Origin of the sequence: Mesorhizobium sp. B2-5-13 (assembly GCF_006440535.1) — a bacterium.
GTDB classification, from domain to species: domain Bacteria; phylum Pseudomonadota; class Alphaproteobacteria; order Rhizobiales; family Rhizobiaceae; genus Mesorhizobium; species Mesorhizobium salmacidum.
The window spans coordinates 1-17,352 of sequence record NZ_VFUI01000043.1 but is presented as its reverse complement, the minus strand read 5'-3'; the positions used below and the strand labels follow the sequence as shown (position 1 = coordinate 17,352).

Genomic DNA, 17,352 nt, shown 5'->3' with positions numbered 1-17,352 from the left:
AAAAGCCTCCAAAGCAACGAAAATGGCCGCCCTCAATCCTCACAACAAGCCTCCCGCAATATTGCGCAACGGGCCCCAAGAGGGGGAGATGCCCGGCAGGGCAGAGGGGGGCGCGAAGGAACGAGGCGGTTGTTGATTTCCGCCAGGCTCGGCTTTTGACATGCCGCCCGCCAAGCTCCAGACCTATCGCGCCAAGCGCGAATTCTCGAAGACGCCGGAGCCGGCCGGCGGGTCGATGGCCGGCGACGGCAACCGCTTCGTCATCCATAAGCACCATGCGACGGCGGACCATTACGATCTGCGCCTGCAAGTCGGCGATGTCTTGAAAAGCTGGGCGGTGCCGCGCGGGCCGTCGCTCAACCCTGCCGACAAAAGGCTGGCCGTAGAGACCGAGGACCACCCGCTCGAATATATCGATTTCGAGGGCGTCATCCCCGAGGGCGAATATGGCGGCGGGCCGATGATCGTCTGGGACGCCGGCACCTGGGCGCCGATGGGGGATGTCGAGCAGAGCCTCAGGACCGGCGCCTTCAAGTTCCGGCTGGCCGGCGAAAAGCTCAATGGCGGCTGGATGCTGACGCGCCTGAAGCCCAAGCCCGGCGAGGACGAGAACAAGAAGAACTGGCTGCTGTTCAAGGAGCGCGACCTCGCCGCCGACACGGCGCTGAACATCCTCGAAGCGCGGCCGGAAAGCGTGAAATCCGGCCTGCGCATCGAGGAGCTGGTGGCGCCGCCGAAGCCGGCCGCGAAGTCCGCGCCAAAGCCTGGATCGTTGAGGCCGGGCGACCTGCCCGGCGCGGCCAAGGCGCCGGCACTGAGCCGTATTGAGCCGCAACTGGCCACGCAGGTGCCGAAGCCGCCGGGTGGCGAAAGCCTTGCCGACAATACCAACGAGCTCTGGCTGCATGAGATCAAGTTCGACGGCTACCGCACCATGGCGCATGTCTCCAACGGGGAGGTCCGGCTGATCACCCGTGGCGGCATCGACTGGACGAAGCGCTATGGCGACCTTCCCCATGCGTTCGCCAAGCTGCCGTGCCGCGAGGCGATCATCGACGGCGAGATCGTCGTGCTCGACGCCAAGGGCATTTCCCGCTTTGCGCTGCTGCAGGACGCGCTGGCGGAGGGCGCCGGCAGCAAGCTGCACTTCTACGCCTTCGATCTCCTGCAACTCGATGGCTGGGACCTGATGAAGGTGCCGCTCATCCGGCGCAAGGCGCTGCTGGCCGAACTGCTTGGCGGGCTTGGCGCCAACTCCGCCATCCAGTTCTCCGACCATGTCGAAGGTTCGGGGCAGGGGCTCTACGACCAGGTGACGGAACTCGGCCTGGAGGGCGTGGTTTCCAAGCGCGCCACCGCCATCTATCAGAGCGGCCGCACCAAGAGCTGGACCAAGACCAAGGCGCTCGAAAAGGGCGATTTCGTCATCGCCGGCTACACCACTTCGGACGCGGCCGAGGGGCTGGCCGCGCTCGGCATGGCCGAGTGGGTGGACGGCGAACTGCACTATCGCGGCAAGGTTGGCTCCGGCTTCGATGCCGCGACCGCGGCCGACCTGCTGGCCCGGCTGGAGCCGCTCACGTCAGGCGCAACGCCGCCGGAAGGCGTGCCGCGCGAAATCATGCGCGAGATGCACTGGGTCAAGCCGCTGTTTTCGGCGCGCATTCATTTTGCCAACCGAACCGCGGACAATGCGCTGCGCCATGGTGTGTTTCGCGGTCTGCGTGACGTCGGCCTGTCGACGCCGGTGTCGGCAAAACGCAAGCGGCTGATCGCTGAAGCCGACCTTGCCACGATCTGGGTGACAAACCCGACGCGGCGGCTGTTCGGCAGGAACGGCCCGACCAAGCTCGACATCGCCGTCTATTACGCGCTGGTCGGCGACTTCATGCTGCCGCATATCCTTGGCCGCCCGGTGTCGCTGGTGCGCTGCCCGACCGGCCTGCCCAAGGATTGCTTCTTCCAGCGCCACGCCTTCACCGGCATGCCGCCTTCGGTGGTGACGTTCCAGGCGACCAATTCCGAGGGCGAGACCAAGTCCTATCTCTCCGTCGAGGGTGCCAAGGGCTATCTGGCGCTGGCGCAGTTCGGCGTCGTCGAGTTCCACACCTGGGGCACCCATCGCACCAGCCTCGACAAGCCCGACCAGATCGTCTTCGACCTCGACCCGGGCGAGGGGATTTCCTGGCGCGAGGTGGTCGAGGCCGCCGTCCACATCAAGGGCGAGCTGGAGGGGCTGGGGCTGGTGCCATTCGCAAAGACTTCGGGCGGCAGCGGCATCCACATCACGGTTCCGGTGACCGGCAAGCAGAACTGGAAGAAGCTGCACCAGGCGACCAGCGCGATATCGACGCATCTCACGGCCACCGCGCCAGATACCTTCACCACCACCATGGGCAAGGAAAACCGCAAGCGGCGCATCTTCATCGACTATCACCGCAACGCGCGCGGCCACACCTCCGCCGCCCCCTATTCGCTGCGCGCCCGCACCAACCTGCCGGCCTCGACACCGGTGAGTTGGAGCGATCTGGAGGCAATCGATGCGCCGCAGGATTTGAATTACGCGTCGCTGCCGGGGTTGCTGGAGACATCGGGTGATCCGTGGGCTGACATTGACGAGTTCGCGCGGGATTTGCCGGTGGTCCCGGGAAAGGTAAACGGGCTTTGAGGCGCCCTTCGACGAACAGGGCTCCTGAACTTCGTCATCCTAGGGCGGAGCAGGAGCGAAGCTCCGTCGCGAAGACCCTAGGATCCATGCCGCGACCATTGTTGTAGAATGCACCTGTTCAGATGACCGGATACGTCTACATGACCGCGAGCCAGAAGCGCGGCACAATCTATATCGGTGTCACCAATGACCTCGGTCGCCGTATGCCAGAACACAAGTCGGGCCAAGGCTCGCGTTTCACCGGCCGATACGGCGTGCAACGGCTGGTCTGGTATGAGGAATATTTCGACATTACCGATGCGATCCAGCGCGAGAAGTCACTGAAGCGCTGGCCGCGCCTATGGAAGGTTGAACTGATCGAGAAGGCCAATCCAGACTGGTTCGAACTCTTTCGCGGAACAGGGTGGTGAGCTTTCCTTCACTGCAGCAACGCTTGTAAGTCACGGCATGGATCCTAGGGTCTGCGCGCGTCGCTTCGCTCCTTGCTTCGCCCTAGGATGACGAAGGGATAAGTGGGTCGGCCAATCACCGGCGTCCCGCACGCCATCGACGCTTCCGACAATTTGAATTATTCTCCGCCCGTGACCCCGAAAACCGGCGGGAAGATTTCGTCAGGGATTTGCCGCTATTGTGCCGGGTCGGTGTAGGATTTGCGCAGCCTTGTTCGTCCTTCGGACGAAGCGCTGCGAAGTAACTGTCAGCGCGCGGCCGCGTAGGAGTTCATCATGGCGCCCAGGGCAAGTTGGAAAGGTTACCTCAAACTCAGTCTAGTCAGCTGTCCGGTGCGGCTATACCCCGCCACCAGCGCCAGCGAACGCATCTCGTTCAACCAGCTGCACAAGAAGACCCACAACCGCATCAACATGAAGCCGGTCGACCCTGAACTGGGGCTCGTCGAACGCGCGGATCTGGTCAAGGGCTATGAGTACGAGGACAAGCAGTACATCATCATCGACGATGCCGACCTTGACGCCGTGCGCATCGAATCCAATCACACGATGAACATCGAGGCCTTCGTCGACGAGGACGAGGTCGACGTCATCTACCAGGACGCGCCCTATTACATGGCGCCGGACGGGGCGATGGCGGAAGAGACCTTTGCCGTGCTGCGCGAGGCGATGCGCAAATCCGGCAAGCTCGCCATCGCCCGGCTGGTGCTGTCCAGCCGCGAGCGCGTGGTGACGATCGGAGCGCGCGAGAACGGCATGTTCGTGTGTACGTTGAGGAACCCGAACGAAGTGCGTGGCACGGCTGAATATTTCGGCAACATTCCGGCCATGAAGCCTGACCCGGAAATGCTGCAGCTTGCCGAAGCGCTGATCAAGCAGAAGGAAACCACTTTCGATCCGAAGAATTACGAGGACCGCTACGAAGTCGCGCTGATGTCGATGATCCGCGAGAAGCTGAAGGGCCACAAGCCGATCATCGCGGCGGCACCGGAACGCGGCAATGTCATCAACCTGATGGATGCGCTGAAGGCCAGCCTGTCGCAGTCGAAGCCGCCGGCCAAGTCGAAGAGCAAGGCCGACGAGGCCGCCAAGCCCGCCGCCAAGAAGGCGGCAGCGGGTGGTGCGCCTGAAAATCCGCTCAAGGCCAACCTGCTCAAGGCGGTCGGCAAGAGCAAGAAATGACGGCACCGGCCGTTCCGGGGGCTGTCTTTGGTACGATCGGCGCGCTGGCGGCGTTTCCGCTCAGGCTCGCCGCGCGCGAGGTGGAGCGCCAGCACGGCCAGCTCAGGCGCGGCGTCACCAGGCGTACCAGCCATGTCGTGTTCGGACGGACCTTGCTGGCCAAGACTGGGCTGACCAAGGCCGGACTGACTAAAAATAGCGACGGCGAGATCGAACGCCGCCTCGGCGCCGAGCGTGCGGCCGGGCGCATTCTCTTGAGCGAGAACGGTTTCCTGCGGCTGCTCGGGCTGATGAAGGCGCCCGAGGCGCCCTCACTGTCGCGCCAATCGCTGATCGACCAGTCCAGGCTGTCCGGCGCCGATCTCGACCGGCTCAGCCTGTTCGATGCCTTCGAGCATGATGGCGAGCCCTATTCCTTCCGCGACCTGATCCTGGCACGCAAATATGCCGGGCTGATCGCCGGCGGCGCCACATGGGGCGCGATCGCGCGCTCAGTCCACCGCTCCGGCCCCGTCGCTTCGCTCACCGCCAAGTCGCTCAATGTCGGCTCGCAGCATGGCCGTCCCGACGCCATCTATCTCGAAGGCGGCCAGAGCGAACTCGACGGGCAATTGCTGTTCGATCTGGGAGCTGCGGCACAAGGCGACGACACGCTGGAAGATTTGTTCGCCGAGGCGGAAGCCGCGGAGGAGGGCGGCGACCATGACGGTGCCGCCGCACTCTACCAGCGCTGCCTCGCCATCGACCCCACCGACGCCATCGCCGCCTTCAACCGCGCCAACTGTTTGCGCGGGTCCGGGCGCGTGGCGGAAGCCGCGCACGATTATGCCAGGGCGATAAAGCTCGATCCGGCGTTCGTCGAAGCCTGGTTCAATCTGGCCGGGCTGATGAGCGAGCAGGGCCGCGACGCTTCGGCGCGAAGGCATTTGCAGAAGGCGATCGCGCTCGACAAGACTTATGCCGACCCGGTGTTCAATCTGGCGCGGCTGGAGTTTGACGCCGGCAATCTGCTCGAGGCGCGGCGGCTGTGGGTGCGGTATCTGGAGCTCGACGCGGCGTCGGAATGGGCTGGAGTGGCGGCCAGAGGCGTGCAGTTCGTGGATATGCAGCTGGCGAAGTCGGCGGGGTGACGATGGTTGGCCAAGACCGCGACGACAGCCGGTCTCCCCCCTTGTGGGGCAAGATTGGCGGCTTCGCCGTCGCGCGGGGTGCCACATCATGACCACCTTCCTCTTCGATGGCCACGACACCGCTCCCGACACCATCCTGCTTGCGCATGGTGCCGGCGCGTCGATGGATTCCCCCTCCATGACAGCCACCGCCAAGGCACTCGCCGCCGTGGGCTTCCAGGTCGCGCGCTTTGAATTCCACTACATGGCGGCCCGCCGTTATGGCCAGCGCAAGCCGCCGCCGCGCGCCGAGACGGTGAACCCGGAATACATCAAGGCGATCGCCGACCTCAGGGGCAAGGGCGTGTCGGGCAAGCTCATCATCGGCGGCAAGTCGATGGGCGGGCGCGTCGCCTCCATGGTCGCCGACGAGATGTTTTCCAAGGGCGAGATATCGGGGCTGGTCTGCCTGGGCTATCCCTTCCATCCGCCTGGCAAGCCCGAGCAATTGCGGACAAAACATCTCGCCGGGCTGAAGACGCCGACGCTGATTTTTCAAGGGACGCGCGACGAATTCGGCACGAAGGACGAGGTCGCGACCTACGGCCTTTCCGATGCGATCGAAGTGATCTGGCTGGAGGACGGCGACCATGATCTCAAGCCGCGCAAGAGCATTTCGGGCTTCTCCACGGCGGATCATCGGACGACGCTGGCGCAGACGGTGAAGGCGTGGGTGGGCAGGATCGCCCCCTGATCCCCGATGAAGATCGCCAGCTTCAACATCAACAACATCAACAGCCGGCTGGACAAGCTGCTGGCGTGGCTCGCCACCGCAAAACCCGATGTCGTCTGCCTGCAGGAATTGAAGGCGCGCGACACGCAGTTTCCGCGTACCGCGCTTGCCGATGCCGGCTATGGCGCGGTGTGGAAGGGCGAGCCGACCTGGAACGGCGTCGCCATACTCGCGCGTGGTGCCGAGCCGGTGCTGACCCGCGATGCGTTGCCCGGCGACGATGCCGACCGGCAGAGCCGCTATATCGAGGCGGCGGTGAACGGCATCGTTATCGCCTGTCTCTATGCGCCGAACGGCAATCCGCAGCCGGGGCCGAAATTCACCTACAAGCTCGCCTGGCACGCGCGGCTGGAGGCGCATGCCGAACAGCTTCTCGAAACCGGTCTGCCTGTGGTGCTGGCCGGCGACTACAACATCGTGCCCGAGCCGCGCGACATCTACGCCACCCGCTCCTATGACGACAACGCGCTGGTGCAGCCGCAAAGCCGCGCTGCCTTCGCCGCGCTGCTGGAACAAGGCTGGACCGATGCGTTACGGAAGAAATATCCGAAGGAGACGCTCTACACCTTCTGGGATTATCGCCGGAACCGCTGGGAGCGTGACGCCGGCCTGCGGCTCGATCATATCCTGCTGTCGAAGACGCTCGTGCGCCGGCTGAAGGGAGCGGGCATAGACCGCGACGTGCGCGGGCAGGACGGCGCCAGCGACCATGCGCCGGTCTGGGTGGAACTGGGGTGAGGGGCTTTCCGGCCGCTGATCATCCTTTTCGTTACTCCTCATGACAACGGCGAGCGGCCATCAGAGGCCCCTCCGCCATGAGTTCCCGCATCCTAGCGGACGCCATGCTCGAAAAAGTGTACGGCGTCGATCCGATCGATTGGGCGGATGGGGCTGACCTGTTGAAAATGAACGAGAGACGGGCGGCGTATATTTCGGCGTTGAAGGCAGCCGATCGACACGACATCAGCCCATTGCTGGCTTTTGCCGGGCTGGCAGCAAAGCCGTGACACCCAGGCGCTTGCCATGTCGACGCGGACGGGGGGCGCATTGTTGGGGTGTGCTCGGCGCCCGCGCCAACCAGGGCGGCTCGTACCGCCGCAACAACCTTATCGCACATCGCCTAGACGTCCGAAACTTCCGCGAAAGCGGAATAGGCAGGGGCTGCAAGGCCCTGCATTCTAGCCGGGCACAATCGGCCAATCATCAGGCGGCATTGCGGGCATGGCGATGACGCGAGATGGCAAAGTGCCGGCGCCTCTGGACCGACCGGCGCGCGTTGCCTGCGCGTCGCGGATCGAACCATCCGGTTTCCCTTGTAGGACCAAGGTCTTGGGTGATGCGCGCAAAAGTCCGGGGGGCCCTGTTCGGTTCCGGCAATGTCCATTGGATGTTCCGCTATTTCATCCAATCGAGATATAATCATGCCGCTTTGCAGCGGCGTTGAGAAGGGCAAAAGCCTGGTCGAACGGCCATGAACTGGTGACCCGTCCGGCAGGGAAGGCAAGCGCAAAATTCCAGCGAGAGCAGTTGCTAGTCAGCCTGCCCGACCGAAAGCTGGCAGTCGGTGAGGTCGTTTGTTTCGGGAGCGAAAAACTCGGCCCGCTCCAAACAGGCAGGCGCGCCTGGGCTTGCGGTCAGCCCAGCCACCACCACAATGCCGCGATCACCGCCGCGATGGCAGCCACCGTCAGTCCCAGCATGATGTAGGAGCCCGTGATGATGTCGCGGATGATCTTCTTGATCGTTTCGCGGTCGTTCAGGTTTGGGAAGGGTTCGTTCGGCTGCGCCACATCGAGAAAATGGCAGAGCGGGGCCCAGCCCTCACTGACCTTGAACACCAGCAGCTTTTCCGGCGGCACGGCTGCCTTCACTTCGTCGACATAGGCATTGTAGCGGGCAACCGCCCTATCCCGGTCGCCCATGACACCGGCCAATGTGCGGCCCCAGATGAGCTTGCGCGACATGTCGCCGAACTTCCGGCCGAACGGGGTGAGCCATTCCAGGATCTTGAACTGCCACAGGTTCTCGGTGAAGTAGATGGTGTCGATCGTGCTTTCGTACCACGCCTCGGCGCCGCGTGGGTGCAATGTCAGCAGCACCTTGGCGTCGGGGTAGGCCACCATCAGTTCGCGCCACACGCAGCAGCCTGGATTGTCGACCGTGGCGGTGTAATTGGCGAACACCTTGCCCCAGTCCTGCTGCGAACCGGGCGGGCTGTTGGCAACCTTGCGCCAGAAATCGAGATGGCCTGTGTTGGCCTTGTTCATGATCACTTCCTGCATGTGATAGCAGGGCAGGCCGAGCTTGTTCAATGCGGCAAAGGTCGACCATGTGCCGGTGCGGCCGAAACCGGCCCCGATCAATTTAAGCGTCATTCCCCAATCCCCCCGGACTTCTTTTCCCGATTACCGCGGTCCGTGAGCATCAACCTGCTCCTGCCAGCGCCACCGTGCAACAAATTTCTAAGGGGATGTCGAGGGACACCGCATACTTGCGCAGTTGCTAAAATAATGAAAACCTGTGCGCGGATGCGGAGATTTGGGCAGGGAGTCGCCCGGACCGGGACGGGTTGGGGGATCTTGAAGGTCGATGTATTTTGGGCCATTTCTCGTCGGAATGTCGGCGACCACGATCCTTGTCGCGGTCTGGACCTATATTGCTACCGGTTCCTTCTGGGAGGCGCTTGCCGGGACTGCGGTGGTCCTGGTCGTCCTGCAGGTCGGCTACTTCGTGCTCGTCCTGGGGCTAATCTACAGGCGCGCACAAGACACCGCGATGGGCCAGGATGCAGTCAACCCGGTGCCGCCGTTACACCGGGACGGCGTCCGGCATTAACGGCGCCACCCGCGGCTCGCTATCCCTCCGCCCCCGGGAGAATCTCTCAGGGCCTTGCTGGCCAGCGTATTCAGCATCGCGCAGAATTCGCCGCGGCGCACTTCCGGTAAATCGCGGCGGCCACGGTGGAACGAAGCCGCGGTGCGTGCGTTTTCCTACCTCGATCGGTGAGGCGCCACCTCCACCGGTCCGTTGGAGGCCCGCTCCTGCTCCCGGCAGGGCGGGCCTTTTTTGGAGGCGAGGTAAAGCATGGGAACGACACCCCTCGCTATACGTTAGATAGCTCTAGCGTCATTTCTTGCCTTTCAAGCCGATATGCCTTGATTGTCCCGCAATCCAGAAGAAGTTTTATTAGACCTGCAAAGCATGCTAGTGTGGATATCTTCACTTATATTTGTAACAAAATGTGGCATATTGTTGGTTAATCGCCTCATTTATTTCACAAGCAGATATGGAACCTCCGACTTGCGTGAGAGTTTCCCTTCAGGCGGAGCGAATAGCCAATCATGGAGGTTGTAATGAAACATTATCTTACGAGTGCTGCGGCTGCGATCGTCCTGCTGGGCGGCGTCGGCGCGGCTCTGGCGGACACCATCGTGGTCCAGCCGGAACAGGAGACGGTCGTTCGCGAATATATCAAGAGGGAACCGCTGGCGTCGGTGAACCTTCTGGGCGTCGAACTCAAGCTCGGCTCCTCTGTGCCGGACAAGGTCGAACTGCGTGAAGTTCCCAACGTCAGGTATCGCGTCGCGGTGATTAATGATCAGACCGTGCTGGTGGATCCCGACACCCGTCAGATCGTGGAAGTTCTTCACTGATCCGTCTCATGCATCAAGCAAAAAGCCCATCACCGGTTTAACGCCGGTGATGGGCTTTTGACGGAGCTTTCCTGAATCTACTCGGCGGCGAGCCTATCCTGCGTCCTGGTGTCGAAATCGCTGGCGTCATGGCGTTCGTGCAGCTGCATGGCCGGTTCGCCGAAGGCGCGGTTGACCATGCGGCCACGCTTTACCGCGGGTCGTTCGTCGATCACCTTCGCCCAGCGCTGCACGTTTTTATACTCGTGCACCGACAGGAAGGTGGCGGAATCATTATACTGCCGGCCGAGCGCCAGCCCGCCATACCAGGGCCAGACCGCCATGTCGGCGATGGTGTAATCCTTGCCGCCAAGATATTCCGTTTTGGCCAGACGGCGGTCGAGAACGTCCATCTGGCGCTTCACCTCCATCGAGAAGCGGTCGATAGCATATTCGATCTTTTCCGGTGCATAGGCGTAGAAATGGCCAAAGCCGCCGCCGAGATAAGGGGCCGAGCCCATCTGCCAGAACAGCCAGGATAGCACTTCCGCCCGCGCCGGCTGCTCGGCCGGCAGGAATTCGCCGAATTTCTCGGCGAGATAGACCAGGATCGAGCCGGATTCGAAGACGCGCACCGGGGACTTGCCGCTATGGTCCATCAGCGCCGGGATCTTGGAATTGGGATTGACCTCGACAAAGCCGCTGCCAAACTGGTCGCCATCGTTGATGCGGATCAGCCATGCATCGTATTCGGCGCCCTCGTGGCCAAGCGCCAGGAGCTCTTCGAGCATCACCGTCACCTTGACGCCGTTTGGCGTCGCCAGCGAATAAAGCTGCAGCGGGTGCTTGCCGACCGGCAGTTCCTTGTCGTGCGTCGGTCCGGCGATCGGCCGGTTGATACTGGCAAAGGCGCCACCATTGCCCTTGTTCCAGGTCCATACTTTCGGCGGGGTATATTCGGTCATGTCGGCTCTCGTATCGTGGGAGGATGGCAGGTCACCCATAGCTAGGGCTGCGGAGAGGGAAGTTCAACTTGTGTTGAACTATTGTCAATGCGAGGCGCGACGCATCGCCTGCCGGGCGTTCGAAATTCGAAAAGCCGAGCAGTTGGCTTTTCCTGCCCTATGGCCACCGTTTCTCACCCCCTTGCAGCATCTCCCCCGTGGCATACCTATAGAAGAAGCCGCCAGGCATTCGCATCGCAGGACAAAATCATGACCATCAATCCCAATCCGCGTTCCGTCGTTGCCGTGCGGGCGACCGTTCCGGAGGATGCCTTCACGGCCGGGGCACTGGGCACGCTCAGGGAAGGCAGCGGCGTCGTCATCCGCAGTGACGGGCTGGTGCTGACCATCGGCTATCTCATCACAGAGGCGGAGGAGGTCTGGCTGACCTCGCATGACGGCCGCGTCATCCCCGCTCACGCGCTCGCCTACGACCAGGAATCGGGCTTCGGCCTCGTTCAGGCGCTGGCGCCGACCGGTCTGCCGGCCGTGGCGCTGGGTGATGCCGGTAAGGCCAGGATCGGCGACGCGGTGGTGCTTGCCGACGGCATCGGCCGGGCGATCGAGGCCAAGATCGTCACCAAGCAGGAATTCGCCGGCTATTGGGAGTATCTGCTCGACGAAGCGATCTTCATCGCGCCGGCGCATCCGTCCTGGGGCGGCGCGCCATTGTTCAACGCCGAGGGCGCGCTGCTCGGCATCGGTTCGCTGCGCTTGCAGATGAGCCGCGCCGGCGAGGTTGCCGATATCAACATGGTGGTTCCGATCGACCTGTTGCCGCCCATCCTCGACGACCTGCTGACGCGTGGCCACGTGGCCAAGCCGCCGCGCCCGTGGCTCGGCGCGCTGTCGGCCGAAAGCGACGGCAAGGTGGTGGTGATGAGCGTGACCGAGGGCGGCCCGGCGGCCAAGGCCGGCCTGCGCGAAGGCGACGTCATTTCCGAGGTCCGCGACGGTGAGGTCGACGGGCTCGCCGATTTCTATCGCAAGCTTTGGGAAAGCGGCTCGGCCGGTGCCGAGATCCCGATGCGGGTGGTGCGCGACGGCCGCGAGACCTGGCTGCGCGTCAAATCCGCCGACCGCGGCAGTTTCCTGAAAAAGCCGCAGCTGCAGTAGGCCCGGCGATTTCGGCCAGCCGATGCATCCAAGACTGCTCAAGACCTTCCTCGCGGTGGCGCGCAGCCGCAACATCACGCGCGCCGCCGAGATGGTTCATCTCGCCCAGTCGAGCGTCAGCGACCAGGTCCAGTCGTTGGAGGCCGAGCTGGGCGCTGCCTTGTTCACACGCTCGAAATCAGGGCTGGAGCTGACGCCGGCGGGGCTGGCGCTGAGGCCCATCGCCGAAGAGCTGCTGCGGCTGGACGGCGAGGCGCGTGCCGCCGTTCAGGCGGCGTCTGGGCAGACCAGCGGCGTTCTGACCATCGGTGCGCTGGAGACGATCGCCTCGGCCCGCCTGGCGCCCTGGCTGCCGGGGTTCCAGGCCAGTCACCCCGACATCGCCGTCCGGATGAAGGTGACCGACAGCGGCACGCTGCTGCGCCAGCTGGAGGACGGCGACATCGATGTCGCCTTCTGCTTCAGTCGCCGCGATGTTCCAAATGGCGGCGTCGATCAACGCTTCGCCAGGCATACGATAGCGGCCGAGCCGCTGGTGCTGATCGCCGCGCCGGGGCAGAATCTGGTTCCGTGCGATCTGGCCGCCCTTGCCGCAAAACGTTTCGTGGCAACGGAGCCTGGATGCATCTACCGGCACATGTTCGACACCGCCTTCGCCGAGGCGGGCATCGGAGCCTCGGGATTTGCCGCCGAAGTCGGCAGCATCGGCGCCATTGCCCGGCTGGTCGCGGCCGGCGCGGGGCTGGGCCTCGTTCCACGTCTGGCCGTCAGCGACGCGCTTCAGCGTGGTGAGCTGATCGAACTGCCATGGCCTGGCCGAGCGCAAGTGGCGCCGCTGACGATGATCTGGCGGCGCCGGCGCGTCCAGCCGCCGGCACTCCGGCACCTGCTTGCCGCCGCGCGCGACACACTGGCGCCGCCGCCCTCCGGAACCGGCTCAGGATCTGAATCGGCGAACCGCTCCAAGGCCTTGTTTCTAAACAATTCCGGGAAAACCGTCGTCAGCTAGACCAAGCGATGCCCGCCCTCGACATGCAGCGTCGTGCCAGTCGTAAAACCATTGCCCATGAGGAAGAAAATCGCGTCGGCGATGTCGTCGGGCTGGCCGATCCTGCCGACCGGCAGCCGCTCGGCCATCGCCGCAAGTGTCTCTGCTTTCCTCTCGCCGGCCACCTGCGCCCAAATCTCGGTATCGACCCAGCCGGGCGACACGGCGTTGACGCGGATCGGCGCGAGTTCCACCGCCAGCGCCCGCACCATCCCTTCGAGCGCGGCATTGACGGCGGCGACGACCGAACCGCGCGCGGCCGGCCGGTAGGCGGCGATGCCGGAAACGAAGGTCATCGAGCCGGGCACTGCCAGCCGTGGCGCGCCGTGCTTGGCCAGCAGCAGCGGCCCGAAGATCTTGCTGTCTACCACGCGTTGCGCCGCCGCGAGATCGAGTTCCGGCAGCAGCCGGTAGGCGCCTTCGATGTCGGCGGCGGTGCTGACGATATGGTCGAGGCCGCCGATCCCGGCGAACAACGCCGCGACCTGATCTTCCCGCGTGATGTCGACAGTGGTTGTTTCGAGGGCGGCGCTATTGCCCAGCGCCTCACGAGCCTGCCGCAGCCTGTCTTCGCCGCGCCCGGCGATGATGACTTCGGCCCCGGCTTCGAGGCAGCGCCTTGCAAGCGCCAGGCCCATGCCGGATCCTCCGCCGACGATCAGGATCTTTTGGTTCGAAATGCTCATATCCGCTCTGCCTTCGTTTGGTTGGACAAGGGCAGGGAATTGGCAGCTCGATGCGGAAAGCGAAAACGGAAGAAACCGATGGTGTCATCGGACGGGCCGATTATGCCAGCCCATATGAGCCTCGTCCCGTCAGCGTACCAGCGGGCTATCCCAAACGACGAACAACAGCGCCTTTAACTGGGCGAAGCGCTGCGGTCCGAGTTCGGTGCGCCACTCCTCCTCGATGTCGCGCAATATGTCGACCATTTTCCAGAAAGCGGCGTGGCCGCGCTCGGTGGACCGAACCACGCGCGCGCTGCCTTCACCGTCGGAGCGGACGAGGTAGCCGTAGCCTTCCAGACTGCTGAGCAACTGGTTGATGGCTTGCTTGCTCATGCCGGCCCGCTCGGCGATCGTGCCGGGCCGCGCCCCGTCCGGGCCGGGAAACTGCAGCACGGCCATGTGCGGCAGGCGCAATTCGTCGAAACCCGCGTCGTTGAGCTCCTTGATCAGCCGGCGCTGGATCGCCTGCGCCGGCACGCGCAACAGGGCGCCGATCAAAAGGTCCTCGGTCTTGGTCTGCAGAACTTCGGTGGACGTGGCCATTGACGATCCGGTAAATTGAGTTTACTGATTGCTAGTAAATGTAATTTACCGGAGGGGTTTGCGCAATGTCATCCATGAATCTTCAGGTCAATCCAGCCGAAGAGGCCATCGGCGACAAGATGCTATCGATTCGCTTCCTGGTGACGGGCGACAGTTCGAACGGCAGCGTCGCCGCCTTCGAGTTGAAAGTGGCTGGCGGATCGCGGCTGCTGGCGCCGGCGCACAGCCACGATCATTATGAAGAGACGATCTACGGCGTTGACGGGGTGCTGACCTGGACCGTAGACGGCAAGGCGATCGATGTCGGAGCGGGAGAGGCGCTATGCATTCCACGCGGCGCCGTCCACCGGTTCGACAACAAGGGCGTCAACGACGCGACGGTACTATGTATCGTGACCCCGGCGGCGATCGGTCCGGACTATTTCCGCGAGATTTTCGCAATGTTCCATGCCGCCGCCGGTGGCCCGCCGGACAAGGCCAGCATGATGGAGATCATGCGTCGCCACGGGCTGACGCCGGCGGCACCGACACCGGTGTAGAACACGAGCGCTGGGCTGCGGCGGCTCTATTCCCGCTCCGCACTCGCAAACACCACCAGATTGCCATCGGGATCGCGCATGCGCATGATCCAGGAACGGCCGGCCTTCTCGATCGGGCCGGGTTCGAGGCCCGCATCCACCAGTCTCTGCCGTTCTGGCGCCAGGGGCAGCACGCCGAGCGTCAGCGTCGAGGTGCCGGCTTTTTCCTTGTCCTCGAAGAGCTGCACCTCGGCGCTTTCCGTGAACTGCCATTCGGCAAGGCCAGGCATCGGCCGGCGCAGCGGCGGCTTGCCGAACAGTTTTCCATACCAGTCGATGCTGGGCTCGAGGTCGGAGCAGCTGACATGGGCGAAAACGGTCTGCACGGCCATTGCGATCCTCCATGGCGGTTGCACTCTTGTCGGAACGCGGCCATGGATGGTGTGTTCCGTTGCCCGGCGGCAGCGTGCCCCACTGCTGACGAAAATTGGCAGTGAAACATGCCATCATGATGCGGGGAATCGCACGATGCCGGAGGCAGGATGAGGGCGACGCCAGCGACAACGACACTGATCGGGCAGGTGCACTGATGGCCCCCGTCAAGGTCGACCCCGACAAGGTGCGGGAATTTCCCGACGCGGCGAGCTTTTACGCCTGGCTCAGCGAACACCACGCCACGGAAACCGAAGTGTGGGTCAAGGTGCATAAGGTGGGGTCGGGACTGAAGTCGATCACACCGAAGGAGGCCATCGATGTCGTGCTGTGCTTCGGCTGGATCGATGCCGTGCGCAAGGGGCTGGACGAGAACAGTTTCCTGCAGCGCTACACGCCGCGCGGCAAAAAAAGCATCTGGAGCAAGATCAACGTCGACAATGTGGCGCGCCTCGTCGAGGAGGGCCGCATGACCGGGCATGGGCTGAGAGAGGTCGAGGCGGCCAAGGCCGACGGGCGCTGGGCGCGCGCCTATGGCAGCGGCAAGGAGATGAAGATCCCCGATGATCTGCAGGCGGCGATCGACGCCGAGCCGGCGGCGAAGGCGATGCTGGAAAAGCTCAGCGCGCAGAACCGCTTCGCGCTCGCCTTCCGCATCCACAACATGAAGACCGAGGCTGGCCGCAAGAAGAAGATCGAAGCCTTCGTCGCGATGCTGAAGCGCGGCGAGACGATCCATCGACAGGGGAAGAAGTAGGCCCTTCAGGCGCCCGAATGCGGGTCGCTGCCGTAGGCATGGACGGGGTAGCCGGGTCCGATGGCATCGCGTACGCGGTTGGTCCATGCTGCGAACCCCGGATAGTCCGCGAGCGAAAAGCCGCAATCCCCGGCGCGGTGGCTGTAGGCATAGACGGCGATGTCGGCGATGGTGAAGTCGCTGCCGGCGAGAAACGGTGCCTCGCCAAGGCTGCGGTTCAGGGCGGCGAGCGTACGGGTTCCGGCTTCGCGCTTGCCGGCAACCATGGCCTGGTTACGGTCGAGCCGTCCGGTCAGGGTCCAGAAGCGCAGCGAGCCGATGACGGGCTCGACGTTATATTGTTCGAAGAACAGCCACTGCATGACCTTGGCACGCCGGTAGCGGTCCGACGGCAGGAAGGGCGTGCCCTCGGCAAGGTAGGTGAGGATCGCATTGGATTCGGCGATGGCGCTGCCGTCCTCGAGTTGAAGGACCGGGACCGCGCCTGCCGGGTTGAGCGCCAGGAAGGCGTCGGTATGGCTCTCGCCCTCGAAAATCGAGACAAGGCGCGTGACGTGAGGGATCTTCAGCAGCCCTAGCAGGACCCGGACCTTCCAGCCGTTCTGCGACGGCAGATAATCGTGAAGCGTGAGCATGACCGGTCCTCTTGATGGGTGAACGATCGCATATAGCTGCGCCCGCCGACACCCGATTCCTGCGCAACCAACTCATGCGCGTCATCGCATGATGATTGCTATCTCCTCCCTCTAATAAAACAGGTCCACCCGTGCCATTTTGCCCCGAGATGACCGACAAAGAGGCTTCCCATGAACAAAGTCGCCCTCGTCACCGGCGCAAATCGCGGCATCGGGCTTGAAACCGGACGGCAACTCGCGGCGCTCGGCTTCACCGTTCTGCTCGGCGTGCGCGATCTCGCCAAGGGGGAGGCGGCGGCGAAAGGGCTCGATGGCGCTGTCGAGGCCATTGCGCTCGATGTCGCCGCGCCCGACGCTGCGGCGAGAGCAGCCGACGACGTGCAGCGCCGGTTCGGCCGGCTCGACGTGCTGATCAACAACGCCGCCATCCACTACGACACCGGCTCGCGCGCCTTGCGGCCCGACTGGACTCTCATCCGCGAGGCGTTCGAGACCAATGTCTTCGGCGCCTGGCGGGTGGCCGCCGCCTTCGCGCCGCTGCTCGGGGCGGGCGGCCATGGCAGGCTGGTCAACGTCTCCTCCGAAGGCGGTTCGCTGACCTCGATGGGCGCGGGCGCGCCAGCCTATTCGACGTCGAAGGCGACGCTCAACGCACTGACCCGCGTGCTGGCGGCCGAACTGCGCGGCTCGGGCGTGCTGGTCAACGCGATCTGCCCGGGCTGGGTCGCCACCGACATG

At 63.8% G+C, this 17,352-nt stretch carries 20 protein-coding genes; 14 read left to right on the top strand and 6 right to left on the bottom strand.

What is annotated here, in order from left to right:
* Positions 1 to 160: 160 nt before the first annotated feature.
* The 7 genes from ligD to FJ434_RS29385 all read left to right on the top strand — a co-directional run bounded on the left by ligD (position 161) and on the right by FJ434_RS29385 (position 7,208).
* Positions 161 to 2,668 (top strand): DNA ligase D, encoded by a 2,508-nt coding sequence (gene ligD / locus FJ434_RS29415; protein WP_140751502.1) that lies wholly within the window; start codon positions 161 to 163, stop codon positions 2,666 to 2,668.
* A 122-nt stretch (positions 2,669 to 2,790) separates the two neighbouring features.
* Positions 2,791 to 3,078, top strand: a complete 288-nt coding sequence (locus tag FJ434_RS29410) for a GIY-YIG nuclease family protein (RefSeq protein ID WP_140713936.1) — start codon at positions 2,791 to 2,793, stop codon at positions 3,076 to 3,078.
* Between the two features lie 315 nt (positions 3,079 to 3,393).
* A complete protein-coding gene (locus tag FJ434_RS29405; RefSeq protein WP_027144225.1) occupies positions 3,394 to 4,299 on the top strand; it encodes a Ku protein in 906 nt (301 codons plus the stop codon).
* Positions 4,296 to 5,429: a tetratricopeptide repeat protein gene (locus FJ434_RS29400; protein ID WP_140751500.1), complete on the top strand. Its 1,134-nt coding sequence runs from the start codon at positions 4,296 to 4,298 to the stop codon at positions 5,427 to 5,429. The genes FJ434_RS29405 and FJ434_RS29400 overlap by 4 nt, the downstream gene beginning before the upstream one ends.
* 88 nt (positions 5,430 to 5,517) lie before the next feature.
* A complete protein-coding gene (locus FJ434_RS29395; RefSeq protein WP_140796827.1) occupies positions 5,518 to 6,162 on the top strand; it encodes an alpha/beta family hydrolase in 645 nt (214 codons plus the stop codon).
* A 6-nt stretch (positions 6,163 to 6,168) separates the two neighbouring features.
* Positions 6,169 to 6,939, top strand: coding sequence for an exodeoxyribonuclease III (xth, locus tag FJ434_RS29390; protein WP_140508575.1), 771 nt, complete (start codon positions 6,169 to 6,171; stop codon positions 6,937 to 6,939).
* 104 nt (positions 6,940 to 7,043) lie between these two features.
* Complete coding sequence (locus tag FJ434_RS29385; protein ID WP_181166198.1) at positions 7,044 to 7,208, top strand: hypothetical protein; 165 nt, start codon at positions 7,044 to 7,046, stop codon at positions 7,206 to 7,208.
* 627 nt (positions 7,209 to 7,835) lie between these two features.
* On the opposite strand, the gene FJ434_RS29380 is transcribed toward FJ434_RS29385, so the two are convergent.
* Positions 7,836 to 8,576: a sulfotransferase family protein gene (locus tag FJ434_RS29380; protein ID WP_140751496.1), complete on the bottom strand. Its 741-nt coding sequence runs from the start codon at positions 8,574 to 8,576 to the stop codon at positions 7,836 to 7,838.
* A 214-nt stretch (positions 8,577 to 8,790) separates the two neighbouring features.
* On the opposite strand from FJ434_RS29380, the gene FJ434_RS29375 reads away from it, so the two are divergent.
* Together FJ434_RS29375 and FJ434_RS29370 are read left to right on the top strand one after the other, a co-directional pair.
* On the top strand, positions 8,791 to 9,036 hold the full coding sequence (locus FJ434_RS29375) for an exopolysaccharide production repressor protein (RefSeq protein ID WP_140751494.1): 246 nt from the start codon (positions 8,791 to 8,793) through the stop codon (positions 9,034 to 9,036).
* Positions 9,037 to 9,554: 518 nt separating this feature from the next.
* Positions 9,555 to 9,854: a DUF1236 domain-containing protein gene (locus FJ434_RS29370; protein ID WP_140508581.1), complete on the top strand. Its 300-nt coding sequence runs from the start codon at positions 9,555 to 9,557 to the stop codon at positions 9,852 to 9,854.
* 77 nt (positions 9,855 to 9,931) lie between these two features.
* On the opposite strand, the gene yghU is transcribed toward FJ434_RS29370, so the two are convergent.
* Positions 9,932 to 10,798, bottom strand: coding sequence for a glutathione-dependent disulfide-bond oxidoreductase (gene yghU / locus FJ434_RS29365; RefSeq protein ID WP_140751492.1), 867 nt, complete (start codon positions 10,796 to 10,798; stop codon positions 9,932 to 9,934).
* A 249-nt stretch (positions 10,799 to 11,047) separates the two neighbouring features.
* On the opposite strand from yghU, the gene FJ434_RS29360 reads away from it, so the two are divergent.
* Together FJ434_RS29360 and FJ434_RS29355 are read left to right on the top strand one after the other, a co-directional pair.
* Positions 11,048 to 11,953: a S1C family serine protease gene (locus FJ434_RS29360; RefSeq protein WP_140751490.1), complete on the top strand. Its 906-nt coding sequence runs from the start codon at positions 11,048 to 11,050 to the stop codon at positions 11,951 to 11,953.
* Between the two features lie 22 nt (positions 11,954 to 11,975).
* Entirely contained in the window at positions 11,976 to 12,962 is a 987-nt protein-coding gene (locus FJ434_RS29355) for a LysR family transcriptional regulator (RefSeq protein ID WP_140751488.1), read from the top strand.
* On the opposite strand, the gene FJ434_RS29350 is transcribed toward FJ434_RS29355, so the two are convergent.
* Both FJ434_RS29350 and FJ434_RS29345 read right to left on the bottom strand, forming a co-directional pair.
* Positions 12,959 to 13,687, bottom strand: coding sequence for an SDR family oxidoreductase (locus FJ434_RS29350; RefSeq protein WP_140751486.1), 729 nt, complete (start codon positions 13,685 to 13,687; stop codon positions 12,959 to 12,961). The two genes, FJ434_RS29355 and FJ434_RS29350, sit on opposite strands and share 4 nt — an antisense overlap.
* A gap of 129 nt (positions 13,688 to 13,816) precedes the next feature.
* A complete protein-coding gene (locus tag FJ434_RS29345) occupies positions 13,817 to 14,272 on the bottom strand; it encodes a MarR family winged helix-turn-helix transcriptional regulator (RefSeq protein WP_027144235.1) in 456 nt (151 codons plus the stop codon).
* A 65-nt stretch (positions 14,273 to 14,337) separates the two neighbouring features.
* Between FJ434_RS29345 and FJ434_RS29340 the strand changes: the two genes are divergently transcribed.
* Positions 14,338 to 14,811 (top strand): cupin domain-containing protein, encoded by a 474-nt coding sequence (locus FJ434_RS29340; protein WP_140751484.1) that lies wholly within the window; start codon positions 14,338 to 14,340, stop codon positions 14,809 to 14,811.
* Positions 14,812 to 14,837: 26 nt separating this feature from the next.
* On the opposite strand, the gene FJ434_RS29335 is transcribed toward FJ434_RS29340, so the two are convergent.
* Complete coding sequence (locus FJ434_RS29335; RefSeq protein WP_140713916.1) at positions 14,838 to 15,182, bottom strand: VOC family protein; 345 nt, start codon at positions 15,180 to 15,182, stop codon at positions 14,838 to 14,840.
* 197 nt (positions 15,183 to 15,379) lie between these two features.
* Between FJ434_RS29335 and FJ434_RS29330 the strand changes: the two genes are divergently transcribed.
* The gene (locus tag FJ434_RS29330) at positions 15,380 to 15,979 is read left to right on the top strand and encodes a YdeI family protein (RefSeq protein WP_140751482.1); all 600 of its coding nucleotides are present in this window, start codon (positions 15,380 to 15,382) and stop codon (positions 15,977 to 15,979) included.
* Between the two features lie 5 nt (positions 15,980 to 15,984).
* On the opposite strand, the gene FJ434_RS29325 is transcribed toward FJ434_RS29330, so the two are convergent.
* Positions 15,985 to 16,614: a glutathione S-transferase family protein gene (locus FJ434_RS29325; RefSeq protein ID WP_140751480.1), complete on the bottom strand. Its 630-nt coding sequence runs from the start codon at positions 16,612 to 16,614 to the stop codon at positions 15,985 to 15,987.
* Positions 16,615 to 16,785: 171 nt separating this feature from the next.
* Between FJ434_RS29325 and FJ434_RS29320 the strand changes: the two genes are divergently transcribed.
* Positions 16,786 to 17,352 (top strand): SDR family NAD(P)-dependent oxidoreductase (locus FJ434_RS29320; RefSeq protein ID WP_140796826.1); only part of this gene is annotated, 567 nt, incomplete at its 3' end.